At 73.5% G+C, this 15,278-nt stretch carries 13 protein-coding genes and 1 pseudogene; 4 read left to right on the plus strand and 10 right to left on the minus strand.

Features of this window, described 5'->3' with window-relative positions; genetic code table 11:
* Positions 1–27: 27 nt before the first annotated feature.
* On the minus strand, positions 28–1,389 hold the full coding sequence (locus C4U44_RS10855; protein WP_103885493.1) for an MFS transporter: 1,362 nt from the start codon (positions 1,387–1,389) through the stop codon (positions 28–30).
* Between the two features lie 54 nt (positions 1,390–1,443).
* Between C4U44_RS10855 and C4U44_RS10860 the strand changes: the two genes are divergently transcribed.
* Positions 1,444–2,055, plus strand: coding sequence for a TetR/AcrR family transcriptional regulator (locus C4U44_RS10860; RefSeq protein ID WP_103885494.1), 612 nt, complete (start codon positions 1,444–1,446; stop codon positions 2,053–2,055).
* A 31-nt stretch (positions 2,056–2,086) separates the two neighbouring features.
* Here C4U44_RS10860 and C4U44_RS10865 read toward each other — a convergent pair whose 3' ends face one another.
* The 6 genes and pseudogenes from C4U44_RS10865 to C4U44_RS10890 form a co-directional block, all read right to left on the minus strand.
* Complete coding sequence (locus C4U44_RS10865) at positions 2,087–3,316, minus strand: helix-turn-helix domain-containing protein (RefSeq protein WP_103885495.1); 1,230 nt, start codon at positions 3,314–3,316, stop codon at positions 2,087–2,089.
* A 481-nt stretch (positions 3,317–3,797) separates the two neighbouring features.
* Positions 3,798–5,363 (minus strand): MDR family MFS transporter, encoded by a 1,566-nt coding sequence (locus tag C4U44_RS10870; RefSeq protein ID WP_200823223.1) that lies wholly within the window; start codon positions 5,361–5,363, stop codon positions 3,798–3,800.
* Between the two features lie 120 nt (positions 5,364–5,483).
* Positions 5,484–6,083: a MarR family winged helix-turn-helix transcriptional regulator gene (locus C4U44_RS10875; RefSeq protein WP_103885496.1), complete on the minus strand. Its 600-nt coding sequence runs from the start codon at positions 6,081–6,083 to the stop codon at positions 5,484–5,486.
* Positions 6,084–6,310: 227 nt separating this feature from the next.
* On the minus strand, positions 6,311–7,030 hold the full coding sequence (locus tag C4U44_RS10880) for an MgtC/SapB family protein (protein ID WP_103885497.1): 720 nt from the start codon (positions 7,028–7,030) through the stop codon (positions 6,311–6,313).
* Positions 7,031–7,067: 37 nt separating this feature from the next.
* Positions 7,068–8,000 carry a non-homologous end-joining DNA ligase gene (gene ligD / locus C4U44_RS10885; protein WP_103885806.1) on the minus strand — a complete coding sequence of 311 codons (933 nt, stop codon included), beginning with the start codon at positions 7,998–8,000 and terminating at the stop codon, positions 7,068–7,070.
* A 368-nt stretch (positions 8,001–8,368) separates the two neighbouring features.
* A pseudogene (locus C4U44_RS10890) lies at positions 8,369–9,091 on the minus strand (DNA polymerase ligase N-terminal domain-containing protein); the annotation flags it as partial.
* A gap of 219 nt (positions 9,092–9,310) precedes the next feature.
* On the opposite strand from C4U44_RS10890, the gene C4U44_RS10895 reads away from it, so the two are divergent.
* From C4U44_RS10895 to C4U44_RS10905, 3 genes are all read left to right on the plus strand, one after another.
* A complete protein-coding gene (locus tag C4U44_RS10895) occupies positions 9,311–10,636 on the plus strand; it encodes an MFS transporter (RefSeq protein ID WP_235031973.1) in 1,326 nt (441 codons plus the stop codon).
* A 65-nt stretch (positions 10,637–10,701) separates the two neighbouring features.
* Complete coding sequence (locus tag C4U44_RS43435) at positions 10,702–11,424, plus strand: TetR/AcrR family transcriptional regulator (protein WP_103885498.1); 723 nt, start codon at positions 10,702–10,704, stop codon at positions 11,422–11,424.
* A 163-nt stretch (positions 11,425–11,587) separates the two neighbouring features.
* Positions 11,588–12,052, plus strand: a complete 465-nt coding sequence (locus C4U44_RS10905) for an SPW repeat protein (RefSeq protein ID WP_200823211.1) — start codon at positions 11,588–11,590, stop codon at positions 12,050–12,052.
* An 86-nt stretch (positions 12,053–12,138) separates the two neighbouring features.
* Here C4U44_RS10905 and C4U44_RS10910 read toward each other — a convergent pair whose 3' ends face one another.
* The 3 genes from C4U44_RS10910 to C4U44_RS10920 all read right to left on the minus strand — a co-directional run bounded on the left by C4U44_RS10910 (position 12,139) and on the right by C4U44_RS10920 (position 15,142).
* Positions 12,139–12,894, minus strand: a complete 756-nt coding sequence (locus C4U44_RS10910) for a response regulator transcription factor (RefSeq protein ID WP_103885500.1) — start codon at positions 12,892–12,894, stop codon at positions 12,139–12,141.
* Positions 12,891–14,123, minus strand: coding sequence for a sensor histidine kinase (locus tag C4U44_RS10915; RefSeq protein WP_103885501.1), 1,233 nt, complete (start codon positions 14,121–14,123; stop codon positions 12,891–12,893). Before C4U44_RS10915 ends, C4U44_RS10910 begins: the two co-directional genes overlap by 4 nt.
* A gap of 128 nt (positions 14,124–14,251) precedes the next feature.
* Positions 14,252–15,142, minus strand: coding sequence for a hypothetical protein (locus C4U44_RS10920; protein WP_103885502.1), 891 nt, complete (start codon positions 15,140–15,142; stop codon positions 14,252–14,254).
* Between the last annotated feature and the right edge of the window lie 136 nt (positions 15,143–15,278).

The raw sequence follows: 15,278 nt of genomic DNA on the forward strand, positions 1-15,278 counted from the left end.
GCCTCCCCGGGGCCACCGGGTCGCGCGCTACTCGGATCTGGTGCCGGAAGTCGCGAACTGCGCTCCGCGCAACGGCAGCTGGATGACGGTGGCGGCGCCCAGGACGAGGGCCGCGCACCAGAAGGGCGCGCGGACCCCGAGGCCGTGGGCGAGGTATCCCGCGCCGAGCGCGCCGAGTGCCCCCGAGGCGTTGGTGACGAGCTGGTAGGCCATGGTGACCCGCCCGAGCATCGCGTGCGGCACGAGCGACTGCCGCAACGACACCGCCGTGACGTTCCACAGCAGATCGGCCGCGCCGAACACGGCGATCGCGACGGCGGCGATCGCGGCGGAACGCGCCCCGCTCACCACGGCGATGGCGGCCACCGCCACGGCCATCGCGCACGGGAGGACGCGGGTCGGGCCGAACCGCCCGGTCAGCCGCGCGGCCCCGGCGGTTCCGCCGAGCCCGCCGACCGCGTACCCGGCGACGAGGAGGGCGAAGCCGACGGATCCCAGGCCGACCGCCTGCCGCGCGTAGACCACGAGGATCGCGACCATCCCGCCGTTGGCCAGGTTGAGCAGCCCCGCGACGGCGCACAGCAGCCGCAGCGTCGGGTGCCGGAGCAGCCAGCGCACCCCTTCGGCGACATCCTGCCGGAGCGTCCGCCCGGCGGACGGCGTACCGGTGTCCGCGGCCGCCTCCCCGGTTCCGCGGGGCCCGCCGGTCTCGGGTTCCGGCTCGGGGCCTTCCGGGTCCCCCGCGCCGCCCCGGGGCCGGAAGCTTCCCCCGACCAGCAGCGCCAGCCCCGCCGCGGCCCCGAACGACCCGCTGTCGACGAAGAACGGCAAGGACGCGGCCGCCCCGAACACCACGGCGCCCAGCAGTGTGCCGAGCAGCGTCTCGGCGGTCAGCACGCCCGCGAGAATGCGGGCGTTGGCCCGGGCGAACTGGGACCGCGGCACCAGCGCGGGCACGATGCCCGCCCAGGCGCCGTTGTAGAGCGCCTGCCCGCAGCCCAGCGGGATCCCCGAGCCGACCAGGAGCGCGACCGAGTCCCGGCCGGTGGCGACGGCGACCGCGAGCACCGCGGCGACCAGCGCACGGCAGCTGTCGGTGACCCACAGGACGCGCCGCCGGTCCACCCGGTCGGCGAGCGCGCCGGACGGCAATCCGATCACCAGCCAGGGCAGTTGCTCGGCCAGCGCGACCGCCGCGATCTGCCGCGGGTCCGAGGTGAGGCGGCTGGCCAGCAACGGCAGCGCGACGAACCGCATCCCGTCGCCGAGAGCCGATATCGTCACCGACGCCCAGACGAGCGCGAAGCGCCGCCCGAGCGGCGGCGGCGCGGGTACCGGGTCAACTGCCGTGCGCCCGGGTCGCTTTCCCGTGGTCCGTCCGCGTAACATGAATGAGAATCTGATTCAGATTCGGCTCGCTGTCAAGACGTCGAGGAGCAGCCCATGGCGCCGGAGGCGCGCGCACCGCAGCAGCGGCGCAGCCGCGAGAAGTACGCGGCGATCCTGCGCACCGCCGCCGACCTGCTCCAGACCGTGAGCTACGACGAGTTGGGCACCACCCGCATCGCCGCCGCCGCGGGCGTCTCGGTCGGAGTGCTCTACCGCTTCTTCCCCGACAAGGAGGCGATCGTCCGGGCGCTGGTCCGGCAGTGGTGGGAGGCCGACGTCGCCAGGATCGAGGAACTGGCCGCGCGGCCCCCGCAAGGCGGTGTCGAGCGGCTGCTGGAAGAGCTCTTCGCGCGCTACGCCGAGCGGTTCCGGCACGAACCGGGGTACCGCAACGTGTGGTTCCACGCCCCACCCGGCAGCTGGACCGAGGACGACGGACCCGGTGTCGACGCACGCATCGCCGACCACCTGCACGCGATCCTCACCGGCGGTTACGGCCTGGCCGACACCCCCGAGACCCGGCTGAGGACCCGGCTGGCCGTCGAACTCGGCGACCACGTGCTCCAACTGGCCTTCCGCGACGATCCCGACGGCGACCCGGAGATCCTCGCCGAGGGCGTCCTGATGATGGAGTGCTACCTCTTCGCGCCGCTGCGGCACGGCTGAAGGGGCGCCCGCCCGCCCCGCGCTCCCGGCGTCAGCCGCCGGCGGCCAGCGCGTCGGCGAGCGCCTTCCACGCCTCGGCGGCCAGGTCGAGGCTCCCGTCCGCCTGCAACCGCTCCGCCATCGCGCGCAGTTCGGCGATCGGCGCGCTGCCGTCGCCCCGCGCGACCTCGGCCTGGTGCAGCAACAGCTCGGTGCGCGCCCGGTTGTGGCGGTCCAGCGCGCCGGGTTCGGCGAGAACCTGCCGGGCGAGGGTGGCGGCCTGCTCGCAGTCGCCGCGGACGAGCGCCATCCGGGCCTGGACGGCGAGGAGTTCGGCCCGGTGCGCGCGACCGCCGATCAACTCGACGACCGTGCGGGCCTCGGCGTACCACTCCTCGACCTGGTCGGTGACCTCCCCGGTCAGCCGCAGCCGCAGTGCCACCGCGTCCAGCCGCAGCCGCCCCCAGAGCAGCAGGTCGTCCCGGCGGGCGGCGGCGTCCAGCGCCTCCTCCAGCAACTCCAGCCCGCGCCGGCCCGCACCCTGCCGGACCGCCACGGTCGCCGACGCCCACAGCACCCGCACGCGCAGCGGTCCCAGCTCCTCCACCGGGATGAGCCGCGCGAGGTCGGCGTGGTGCGAGGCGTCGCCGAGCCGGCCGGCCTCGGTCTCGGCCGCCACCAGCGCGAGCAGCGTGCGGGCCGTGTCGGTGCGGGAGACCTCGCGACGGTCGTCGCAGAGCGTCAGCGCGCGGTGCGCGAAGGCCACCGACTCCTCGATCCCGCCGGCCTCCTGGGCGCACGCCGCGAGCGCGACCAGCGCCTTGACCTGGAGCACCGGGGAGCCGTGCCCGTCGGCGGCCGCGAGGCAGCGCTCCAGCGCCCGCCGCTGCTCGGCCCGCTCGCCCAACTGCTGGTGGGCCCGGGCGAGATGCCACAGCACCTGCCACAGGACCTCCGAGGTGGCTTCCTCGGCCTCGGCGGCGGCCTCGGTCAGCGACTCGACCGCCAGCCGGGGCCGGGCGTCGTCCAGCGCGGACATCCCCTCGGCCTGGAGGGTCGCCGCCACATGGGAGGACCGGGCGCGGAAGACGTCCTCGGACACCCCGAGACGGGCGGCGAGGCCGCGCACGGCATGTGCGGTCGGCGCGCGGTGCCCCGACTCCAGTCGCGACACGTAGCTCGCCGACACACCCGCGCCCGCGATCTCCACCTGGGACAGGCCGCGTTCGTGGCGCAGGCTGCTAACCAGTTGCCCGAACTCGGGTTGCTCCAGATACCGCATCCGTACCGCTCTCCTCGGCTGTCACTCGCCTGTCATTCTACGTGACAACCTGGAACGTTCCGTGACGATTCTGTCATTCGTTGTGATGAAGATGTGCGGTTTCGATGCTGAGCCGGCTCGCGCCCGCGCACGTCTTCGCACACCGCCTCGCGGCGCCTCCGGCGGGATCGTACGGCCCCGCCGTTCCTCGGGAGCGCGCCGGACGGGGGATCATGATAGCGACCGGCAACGCCCTGTCGGGCGGGATCGGTTGCGGCCGTACCTCCGGCTTCGCCGCCGACGCGCCACGCGGTGGGCGGGGTTCGCCCCCGGCGGGAAGGCGAGGATGCGCTCGTCGCCGCACCCGGAGCGGCGGGAAGCGGACGTGACGGAAGCGTCCGCACACATGCCAAGCTTGTCATGATCGGGCGCGGGGGCAGAGAGCACGGTTCCCCGCGACCCCGGAGGGGCGCGGGGAACCGAAGGTGACGGTGGCCGAAGCTCAGAACTCCGAGGCCGCGGCGGCCTCCGCCTCGGCCTGGGCGCGCGCCTGCGCGCCCGAGAGCTTCCGCAGCGGGACCTCCTTGATGGTGAGCATCAGCAGGAACGCGAGTACGGCCACGCCCGCGACGATGAAGAACACCAGGTGCATCGAGGCGGCGAACCCCTGCTTGAAGGGAGCGGCCAGCGCGGGGTCGAGGTGCTTGAGGAAGGCCGAGTCGGTGACCACGGACTTCGCGCTCTGCGGCGAGATCGCGTGCGGATGCGCGGCCAGCGCCTTCTGGAAGTCCGGGTGCGACTGCGCCTTGCCGAGCGCGGTGGTGATCTTGCCGCCGACCGTGCTGAACAGCACGGACAGGAAGATCGCGGTGCCCGCGGTGCCGCCCAGCTGCCGGAAGAAGGTCGCCGACGCGGTCGCGGTGCCCATGTCCTGCGGCGGCACCGCGTTCTGCACGGACATCACGAGCGTCTGCATGGTCAGGCCGAGCCCGATGCCCATGAGCGCCATGAACGCCATGGTCTTGGGCAGCGGGGTGTTCCACTGCACCTCGTAGTGGAACAGCAGCATCGAGACGCACATCAGCGCGGTGCCGATCACCGGGAAGATCTTGTAGCGGCCGGTCCGCGAGGTCGCCTGGCCGGCGCTGATGGAGGCGGCCATCATGCCGAGCATCAGCGGCAGCATCTCCAGGCCGGATCTGGTCGGGCTGGCGCCCTTCACGATCTGGAGGTACTGCGGGATCATCAGCAGCCCGCCGAACATCACCATGCCGACGATCAGGCTGAGCAGGCTGGTGCGGCTGAAGACGTTGTTGCGGAACAGCCGCATGGGGATCAGCGCCTCGTCGCCCATGGCGCGCTCGACCAGGATCCAGGCGATCACACCCGCGACGCCGACGACGTAGCAGAGCAGCGCCCGCGCCGACAGCCAGCCCCACGACTCGCCCTGCTCGGCGATGAGCAGCAGGGGCACCAGGCCGACCACGATGGTCACCGCGCCCCACCAGTCGATGCGGTGGTTGCGCCGGGTGTGCGGCACGTTGAGCACCTTGGCGACCACGAACAGCCCCACGATGCCGATCGGCACGTTGACCAGGAACACCCAGCGCCAGCCGGCGATGCTCAGCACCGTGGACTGGCCGGCCAGGAAGCCGCCGATCAGCGGTCCGGCGACGCTGGAGGTCGCGAAGACGGCGAGGATGTAGCCCTGGTACCGGGCCCGTTCGCGGGGTGGCACGATGTCGCCGATGATCGCCAGCGCCAGGGACATCAGACCGCCGGCCCCGATGCCCTGGAAGGCGCGGAAGACGGCCAGCTCCACCATCGAGGTGGAGAAGGTGCACAGGACCGAGCCGACGATGAAGATGCTGATCGCGGCGATGAAGTACGGCTTGCGCCCGTAGATGTCGGAGAGCTTGCCGTACAGCGGCGTGGCGATGGTCGAGGTGATCAGGTAGGCGGTGGTCGTCCACGCCTGCTGGTTCAGGCCGTGCAGGTCGTCGGCTATGGTCCGGATCGCGGTGCTGACGATGGTCTGGTCGAGCGCGGCCAGGAACATGCCGAGCATCAGGCCGCTGAGGATGGTCAGGATCTGACGGTGGGTCAGTCCTCCCGCCACGGTGTCGGGCGGGCCTGCGGCGGGTTCGGAGGCCGCCCCTGACGGTGATGTGGTCCGGCTGCTGCTCACTTAGGTGTTCTCCTGGATCTGACCCGGCGTACGGGCCCGACGGTGGTGCGGAAGCTGGAGGGGGGCGACGGCGGCGGCCGCGTCGTCCGGTGCGGCCGCCCCGGGGTCGGGTGCCGGGCCGCGCTCGTGGCCCAGGGGACCGCTGTGGGTGTGGCCCTGCGGGTCGCCGTGCCCGTGGCCGTGCGCGTGGCCGTGGCCGTGCACGGGGGCGCACATCGGCCGTACGTGCCGCTCGGCGAGGTCGTCGTTGAAGCGGGCGAGCAGGCGGCCGAGCTCGTCCCGGTCCCGGTGGGTCCACGCGGCGAGCGCCTCGGCCATCTTCTGGTCGCGCTGGGCGCGGTACCGCTCGACGGCGGCGAGCCCCTGCCCGGTCGCCGACAGCAGGGTGCCGCGGCCGTCCTCGGGGTCGGGTCGCCGCTCGACCAGGCCGCGTTCGACCAGGGAGCGGATCTGCCGGCTCACGGTGGACAGGTCGAGGAGGGTGTCGGCGGCGAGGTCGGTGGCCCGCCGCGGACCGGACTCGGCAAGCCGCCCCAGCAGCAGCCGGTCGCCCCACCCCTCGTCACGCACCCGCTGCTTCCAGGCGTGGACCAGCCGCATCAGCCGCGCGACCTCGTCGGCGACGACCGCGGCACCCTCGCGTACGGGCTCGGCGTCGTGCGGGGCGAGGCTCCCACGTACGGCCTCGGCGTCGTGGACGATGCCGTTCGCGCGTACGGGCTCGGTGTCCGTCGCCCTCGCCCCCTGTCCGATAAGCTGTTATTTGCCCTCAGCAACTTATATTACTTGCGGGGAGCAAGCAACTGCCTTGCGGGGGCGTGCGGGAGCTACTCGATGACGTCGTCCTGCGTCGTGCTCACCCGGTGCACGCCCTCGATCTCCGCGAGCACCGTCGCGAGCTCCACCACCGGCCGGGGGCCCTGGACCGTCAGGTTCACCGTGACCTCGCCGCGGTGCTCGGGGTCGTGGTCGTGTTCGGCGGACAGGTCGACGACGTTGTAGCCCATGTCCGTGCAGGACACCAGCGCGGCCCGCAGCACACCGCGGCCGTCCTCGTAGTCCAGCCGGAGCCAGGCGGGGGAGCGGGTCGAGCCGGGAATGCGGGCGGCCAGCGGCGCGAAACCCAGCACGATCAGGAAGTGCGCGCCGGCCACCACCAGCGCCAGCACCGGCAGCCCCGCGCCCGCCGCCATGCCGATCGCCGCCGTCATCCACACCACGGCCGCGGTGGTCAGGCCGCGCACCACGTCCTGCCGGACGAAGATCAGCCCGCCGCCGATGAAGCCGATCCCGGAGACGATCTGCGCCGCGACCCGGGACGGGTCCAGCACGGTGTGGCCGCCGAGCACGTCGCCGAAGCCGTACTTCGACACCAGCATGATCAGCGCGGAGCCCAGCCCGACGAGCGTGTGGGTGCGCATGCCCGCGCTCTTCTGGCGGACCTCGCGTTCCAGCCCGATCGCCGCCGACAGCAGGAAGGCCAGCCCCAACTCGCTGATCTGCTGCCAGCCCTGACCTGTCGCTTCGCCCCAACTCGCCAGATACATCCGAGCCACTGTAGCCACCGGCCCGTTCGTCCGGCCGTCAGCCGGGCGGCGCCTCGCGGACCACGTCCGCCGGGTCCTTGTCGTCGCGCAGCCCCAGGAAGCGCGGGTGGCGCAGCATCCCGTCCCGTGTCCACTCGGTGAACGCCACCTGCGCGACGAGCGCCGGCTCGGCCCAGTGCACGGCCCGTTCGCGCACCGGGCCCGCGAACGGCGAGGCGGGACGGGCCAGCTCGTCCAGCCGCTCCCGCAACTCCCGCAGCACCCGGTCGCTGTAGCCGGTGCCCACCTTCCCGGCGTAGCGCAGCGCCCCGTGCGCGTCGTGGTACCCGAGCAGCAGGGCGCCGAAGCCGATCCGGGAACCGGCCGGCTCGGTGAAGCCGCCCACCACGAACTCCTGGCCCGCCGCGCACTTCAGCTTCAGCCAGTCATGCGAACGGCGCGGCCGGTACACGGAGTCCTCGCGCTTGGCGATCAACCCCTCCCAGCCGCGCGCGCAGGCGTCGGCGAGCAGGGCGGGGGTGTCGCCGTCGTAGTTGCGGTGCGGGGTGAAGCGCAGCGGGCCGCCGTACGCGAACGCGTCGCGCAGCAGCACCTTGCGGGTCCGCTGCGGCACCCGGCCGGTGTCCCAACCGTCCAGCGCCAGCACGTCGAAGACGTAGTAGTGCACCTCGACCGGGCTGGCCCGCACCGCCCGTGGATCGGTCAGCCCCATCCGCTGCTGCAGCAGCGAGAAGTCGGTGCGGCCCGCGCGCAGTGCCACCACCTCCCCGTCCACGGTGAAGTCCGTGCACCGCTGCGCCGCCAGCGCCGCCACCACCTCGGGGTACGTCGTGCTGACGTCGCGGCCGGTGCGGGAGAGCAGCCGGATGCCGTCCGCGTCGCGTACGGCCAGTACCCGGACGCCGTCGAGTTTCCGCTCGAAGAGCCAACGCCCGTCGAACGAACGGCGGTCGGTGGGGGTGGCGAGCATCGGGTGGACCGGGATCGCGCCGCGGTGCGGGGGAACCGGCCGCAGTGCGACGTTCGGGGCGGCGGCCCGCAGCGAGGCGGGACGCCCGCCCGGGGAGGCGGCGGGCCGGGCGGAGGAGCGCCCCGCGGAGCCGGTCAACGGTTCGAGTGCCAGGTCGGACCGCCCGCCGCGGCGACCTGTGCGAGGGTCCGGCCGGTCCGCGCACTGCGGGCGAGATGCGGATCGGGGGTACCCCGGTTCTCCCGGCCGCGGGAGCGGTGCGTGCTGCCGGAACCGGCGGAACTGCCGGAGCCACCGGAGGAGTCGGAGCCGCGGGCGCCGCCGGAGCCGCCGGAGCCGTCGGGGTCGCCGGGGAGCTCGGCCGCCGAGGACCGCTCCTCCGTGCCCTGTACGGCCCGGCCGACGGTGCGTGCGCGGGCCCGGTCGCGGCGCACCGCACCGCGGCCGCCGCCGCGCGCGCCGTCCCCCGCGGACCTGACCAGCAGCCATGCCTCGCCCCTGGCGTGGCCGCTGTCGTCCTCGGTGCCCGCCTCGCCCTTGCGGAAGCGGGTCAGCGACCAGCGGCCGCGCAGCTTGCCGCCGGTGAGCCGGAAGGACGCGTGCCCGTGGGCGAGTGCCTCGCCGAAGGGGATCTCGCGGCCGGACCGGTCGGTGCTGACGTTCCGGTAGCCGCCCGCGTCCCAGACGATCACGGTCCCGCCGCCGTACTCGCCCGCCTCGATCACGCCCTCGAAGTCCCGGTACTCCATGGGGTGGTCCTCGGTCGGCACCGCGAGCCGCTTGTCCTGCGGGTCGGTCGACGGGCCCTTCGGCACCGCCCACGACTTGAGCACGCCGTCGACCTCCAGCCGGAAGTCGAAGTGCGTCCGGCTCGCGTCGTGGATCTGCACGACGTACACGGGGCCGCCGTCCGTCCCGGCGCCGGCGCCGCGCGGCTCGGCGGTGCGGGTGAAGTCGCGCTTGCCGCGGTACGCCGCGAGCCGGCCGCGCCGGTCCCTGCCGCGTGCCGCGCGCCGCCCGGGCCGACCCCGGTCCGCGCCTTCGGGCGGGTCCGGTGTTCCCGAGCCGTTCGAGGTGTCCGATGCGGCCACGGCGCCCTCCTTGCTGCTGCGGGTTGCCCGCTGTTCCCCCCGACCTGCCTGATCCCCCGGCCCCCTGGCCCTCCGTCTGCTGGTTCCTTCGTTTTCGCTCCTCTCGGACGGGTCACCGCTCGGGCGGAGGGCAAACCTCCGCTTGACATGATTAGACCTGTCTGTCTACTATCACCGAGCCGTACTAGACAGATCTGTTCAATCGTCGAGGGAGCAGCAATGCCCGTCACCCAGGCCAGCGAAGCCGCCGCCCGTCGAAGGCGCACCGCGGGGACCGTGTCCCCGGCCGGGGGCGGCGGCGTTGCCGCGGGTGCCGGGCCGGGGGCGGGCGTCGCGCGGCAGAAGGGCCTGCGCCCCGGCGTCGCGCTCGTCCTGCTCGCCTCGATCATCGTGTCGCTGCTCGCCGCCTCCAGCGCCCCGACCCCGCTCTACGCGGTGTACCAGGGCGAGTGGGGCTTCTCGCCGATCACGACGACCGTCATCTTCGGCGTGTACGCGGTGGCGGTGCTGGTCTCGCTGCTGGTCTTCGGGAAGATCTCCGACCACATAGGCCGCAAGCCGGTGCTGCTCGTCGCGCTGGCCGCGCAGGCGGCCGCCATGGTGGTGTTCGCCACCGCCGGCGGCGTCGGCGTCCTGATGGTCGGCCGGGTCGTCCAGGGCATCGCGACCGGCGCCGCGCTCGGTGCGATAGGCGCCGGCCTGCTCGACATCGACCGGATCAAGGGCTCGGTGGCGAACTCCTTCGCCCCGCCGGTGGGGACCGCCGTGGGCGCCCTCGCCTCGGGCCTGGTGGTGCGCTTCCTGCCCGCGCCCACGCACCTCGTCTACTACCTGCTGCTCGGCGTCTTCGCCGTCCAGGCGCTCGGGGTGCTCGCGCTCAAGGAGCCGGTGGACCGCAAGCGGGGCGCGCTGGCCAGCATGGTGCCCGAGATCAAGCTGCCCCGCGCCGCGCGCGGCGCGATCGCCGTCGCCGCGCCCGTGCTCTTCGCCGTCTGGGCGCTGGCCGGCTTCTACGGCTCGCTCGGCCCGGCGATCACCAGCCGCTTGGTGCACTCCGACTCGGTGGTCTACGGCGGGCTGGGCCTGTTCATCCTGGCCGGCGCCGCCGCGCTGTCCGTCCCGCTGCTGCGCGAGACGCCGACCCGCACCGTGATGGTGTCCGGCGTGGTCGCCCTGATCGTCGGGGTCGCCGTCACGCTGCTGTCCATCGGCTCGGGCGCGGGGGGTACCGGCTCGGAGATCGGCTTCTTCGTCGGCGGCGCGATCGCCGGATTCGGCTTCGGCGCCGGCTTCCAGGGCGGCATCCGCCTGGTGATCCCGCTGGTGCAGCCGCACGAACGCGCCGGTGTGCTCTCGCTGTTGTACGTGGTGTCCTACCTCGGCATGGGTGTGCCCGCGGTGATCGGCGGCGTCCTGGTCGTCCATGGCGGCGGCCTGCTGGACACCGTGCGGGAGTACGGTGCCGCGGTGATCGTGCTCGCCGCGGCCGCGCTCGCCGCGCTGCTGCTGGGTCGCCGCGCCCCGCGCGCCGTGCAGGAAAGCTAGGAAGCGCCCCCCGGGGCGCGGTGCGGGCGTTAGCATAGACAGAGTTGTCTGAAAGGGTGATCAGGATGGTGCCGAGGACCGTGCCGCAGCCACCGGCCGACGCGCCCAAGGCGTCCCACGGGTCCAGGCCGTCCGCGCGGGACCGGCTGCTCGCGGCTGCCAACGAGCTGTTCTACGCGGAGGGCGTGCACTCGGTCGGCATCGACCGGATCATCGAGCACGCCGGTGTGGCGAAGGCGTCGCTCTACAACACCTTCGGCAGCAAGGACGGCCTGGTGCGGGCCTACCTGAACTCCCGCAGCGATCGGAGCATGGACCGGATCGCCCGGGCGCTGACCCGGTTCCGCAATCCGCGCGAGCGGCTGCTCGGCATCTTCGACGCGCAGGGCGAGCTGTTCACGTCGCCGGACTACAACGGATGCGCGTTCATCGCGGCCAGCGCCGAGGCTCCGCGCGGCAGTTCCGTCGAGGAGGCGTCGGACGCCTACCGCGCCCGGCTGCGGGGGCTGTTCGCCGAGCTCGCCGCGGAGATCGGTGTCGCCGACCCGCAGGGTCTGGCCCGGCAACTGCATCTGCTCTACGACGGTGCCACCATCACCTCCCGGATGGACCGCGATCCCACTTCCGCGTCCGTCGCCCGCGAGGCCGCCGCGATCCTCCTGAACGCGGCGCCGATGGCGCCCTCCGCACCCGCCGCCCCGGACGCGCGCGACACCGGAGCGGCGGCGAATGTCGCGAATCATGCAATTGATGACGATTCACGTGTTCGACCCGCCGTGGGCGGGTAGGGACCCGACAGAACCGTCAATGCGGGCAAAACTGTTGCGCGTCGGGTGGCCGAATGGCTGCCAGGAGTTTTACTCTGAGTAAGGATGCGGCAGCTTCGGAATGGAGAACCGAAGGACATCCGGCGTCAGAAGCGACTGCTCTTGCGAAAGGGAGGTGGCTTAGATGGCCACCGATTCGAGTCACTCGCCGACCTCTCCGTCGACGCGCTCCACCATCGATGAACACCCGGACATCATGTCCCTGCGGGACCGGTATGCCGAGGTGTCCAACAAACCGATGGCCGGCCTGATCGAGGGACTGTGCCTGCTCACGGGCCTGTACCTCGCGATCTCGCCGTGGGTGGTGGGGTTCGACAACATCACCAGCCTGCGGGTGACCAATCTCGTGGTGGGCCTCGCGCTGGCCGTCCTGGCCATGGGGTACGGCTCCGTGCTGGAGCGGACCCACGGACTCGGCTGGGTCGCCATCGCCATCGGTGTGTGGACGATCATCGCTCCGTGGGTGGTGGCGGGTGACGCCAGCATCAACAAGACGATCTGGAACAACGCGTTCGTGGGTGGTGCTGCGTGCCTGCTTGGCCTTGCCACGATGGGCCTGGGCCTGATGAGGCGGAAGGCTCGCACCTGACGGGATGACGCCCTCAGGGGCGCCGACGAATAGCGCGGGCGACTCCTTCGCAGTCCGAAGGGGCCGCCCACGTGTGTTTTCCGGCGTCAGTCCAGGCCGTGCCGCTGGGCGTAGCGGGTCGCCGCCGCCCGGTCCCGCGAACCGGTCTTGGCGAAGATCCGGTTGATGTGGGTCTTGACGGTGTTGCCGCTGAGGAAGAGGTCCGCGGCGATCTCGGTGTTGTTCCGGCCCCGGGCGATCAGCGCCAGGATCTCCGCCTCGCGCCGGGTCAGCCCGTCCGGCAGTTCGGCGCGGTGCGCGCCACCGGCGCCCGAGTCTCCACCGGAACCGGCGCTTCCAGCGGAACCGGGCGCACCTGCCGCGCCGTCACCGTGCGGAGGCCGGCCGCGATCGGATCCGGCCGCGGCCAGCAGCGTCGCCTGGACCTGCGGGTGCAGCACCGTCAGCCCGGAGGTGGCGCTGCGCAGGGTCTGCGCGATGTGCAGCCGGTCCGCGTCCTTCGTGAGGTAGCTGCGCGCACCGGCCCGCAGCGTCTCCAGCACCGACCGGTCGTCGGCGTACGTGGTGAGCACCACGATCGCCACGTCCGGGAACTCGGCGGTGAGCCGCCGGGTCGTCTCGATGCCGTCCATCACCGGCATGTGCAGGTCCAGCAGGATCGCGTCGGGGCGCTGCTCCGCGACCACCTCCAGCGCCTGCCGCCCGTCCGCCGCCGAGCCGACCACGTCGATGCCGGGCAGCAGATCCAGCATCAGCACCAGCCCTTCGCGGACCGCGGCCTGGTCGTCCGCGACCACCACGCGCACCGGGGGCTCGCCGGCCGCCGGGGGAGTACCGGTCACGCCTCCGCCCGCCCGTTCGCCGACAACCGGCCGTCCCCGGCCGCCTGTTCGCCGATCGGCCCGCGTCCCTGCAGGGGCACCCGCGCGGTCACGGTCCAGCGGCCGTCCGCCGGTCCCGCGCCGAGGGTCCCGCCGAGCAGCAGCAGCCGCTCCCGCATCCCCGTCAGGCCGTAGCCGCCGTCGACGGTGGCGAAGGCCGGCCGCTCGGCACGCGCGCCGGCCGGGGCGTCCGCGGGGCCGGGGCCGAGCGGGTTGGTGAGGGTCAGCGTCACGTCCTGGTCCCCGTACTGCAGATCGACGGTCACGGGCCGGTGCGGCGCGTGCTTGGCGGCGTTGGTCAGCGACTCCTGCGCGGTGCGTACCAGCGCGAGCATCTGGTCCGGGGGCAGCTCCACCGGGCTGCCGCCCACGGTCAGCGTCACCGTACTCCCGTGCCGCTGCTCGTGCGTGGTCGCCATCCGTGCCAACTCGTCGGTGAGCGGTGGAGTGTCGGTGCGCAGCGCGTGGACGGCGCGGCGGGTCTCGGTCAGCCCGTCGGAGGCCATCCGCTGCGCGGTGCTGAGGACGTCGATCGCCCGGCCGGTGTCCTGATGGTCCGTCAGGAGTGCGCGGGCGGCCTGGATCTGGATGCCCAGGGCGCCGAGCGAGTGGGCGAGCACGTCGTGGATCTCGCGGGCGATCCGGGTGCGTTCGTCGAGGACGGCGGCCCGGTGCTGTTCGGAGCGCAATTCCTCCGCCTGGGCGAGCAGGGCCTTGTTCTGCTCGGCCTGCACCCGGTAGGAGCGGCGGTTGAACCCGGCGAGCAGGGCGACGGCGAGGATCAGCGGGATGCCCTGGGCGGCGCGCGGGTCCGCGTCGCTGAACAGCAGGCCGACCTCCGCGGAGACCACCCCCGCGCCGAACACCGCCCAGCCCTCGGCCTGCCGGACGCCGGTGGCCGCGTCGATCGTGGCGATCGCGCCCATGCCCACCAGCGTGGTGGCGCCGGGCTGCACCGCGACCGCGACGGACATCGAGGCGATCAGGCCGAGGACGGTCACCCGCTGCGCGGGGCTGCCGCCGTCGCCGAGGCTCATCACCACCCACACCGCGAGCAGCACGCCGGTCACCCCGAAGGAGATCGCGACCGCCGGGAGTTCCACCGGACCGTAGGAGTGGTGGGTGAACAGATCCACCCCGAACAGGACGTACGCTCCCGCCCGGAGCAGCCAGGACGCGGAAGTCAGCACGAGAGCACGATAGCTCTGGTCCGGATCGGGCCCCTGTCCCAGCCCTCGGCCCTGCCCTCGCCACGGGTCCGCCACGGCCCGCCCCCTGGTCGCCGCGCGGCCCCGGCGGGTGGTGGCGGGCGGGGCACTCACCGGTACCGCCTCGGGGACCTGCGGTCGCGCCGCGCCCCCCGCAGGTCCCGCAGCGCCGCGCCGAGCCCGTCGAGCGGCCCGCCCTGGCCGCCGCCGACCGGCCCGCGCCCGGTGCGGATGCCGTCCCCGCGGTCCCGCCCGCCGCCGTCGTCGTACCGGTCGTACGGCCCGTGGCCGCGCCCGCGGTCGTACGGCTCCTGGCCGCCCTGGCGGTCGTACGAATCCTGCCGGTCGTAGCCGTCGCGGTGGTACCGGTCGTCGTAGCGGTCGCGGTCGTACCGGTCGTCGTACGCGGCGCTGCCCTCGTACGGCGCATACGGTGCCTGCCGGTCGTCGGCGCGGGAGGCGCGGGTGTCCCGGCCGCCGGAGAGGCGGGCGCCCAGGCCGGAGAGCTGGTCGGACAGGAAGACCGAGCCGTCCTTCTCGCGGGCGAAGGGGATGCCCGCGGACAGCGCGCGGCGGGTGATGACGGCGGCCTGGCCGAGCCGGTTGACGCCCAGCATCAGCACGATCGGTGCGGTGGAGGCGGCCACGTGGGCGCCCAGCGCGCTCGCCAGAACCGTCATGGCCAGCCGGGAGCAGACCAGCGCGACCCACAGCAGCAGTCCGCTCACCGGCATCCGGCCCCACAGGCCGCCGTCGCGGTGCTCCAGGCGCATCACCGCGCCCTGCCCGGCGCCGATCGCCGCCGCGATCACGCCGCCGGCCACCAGGCAGGCCACGTCGAGCGCCCGCACATGGTGGCCGCTGCCGCCGAGCCGGGTCAGGCCGACGATCGTCAGGATCGCGGGCAGCAGCACGACCCGCTTGCCGCGCAGCGACTCGCCGAGCAGTTGGCGGCCGATGACGTAGACCACGATCGCGATCACGGCCAGTACCTCGAGCACGGGTGGCTCCTCCGGTCGGTGGTGGTGGCGGCCCGGTCCGGCCTGCCACCAGGGACGTTACGGAGCGGGCCGGATCCGGGCGTCACACCCGGGGGTGACCCGCGGGGTGATGTCCGGGGTGATCGCGGGGCGCCGG

The organism is Actinacidiphila yanglinensis, assembly GCF_900107965.1.
Taxonomy (GTDB): domain Bacteria; phylum Actinomycetota; class Actinomycetes; order Streptomycetales; family Streptomycetaceae; genus Actinacidiphila; species Actinacidiphila yanglinensis.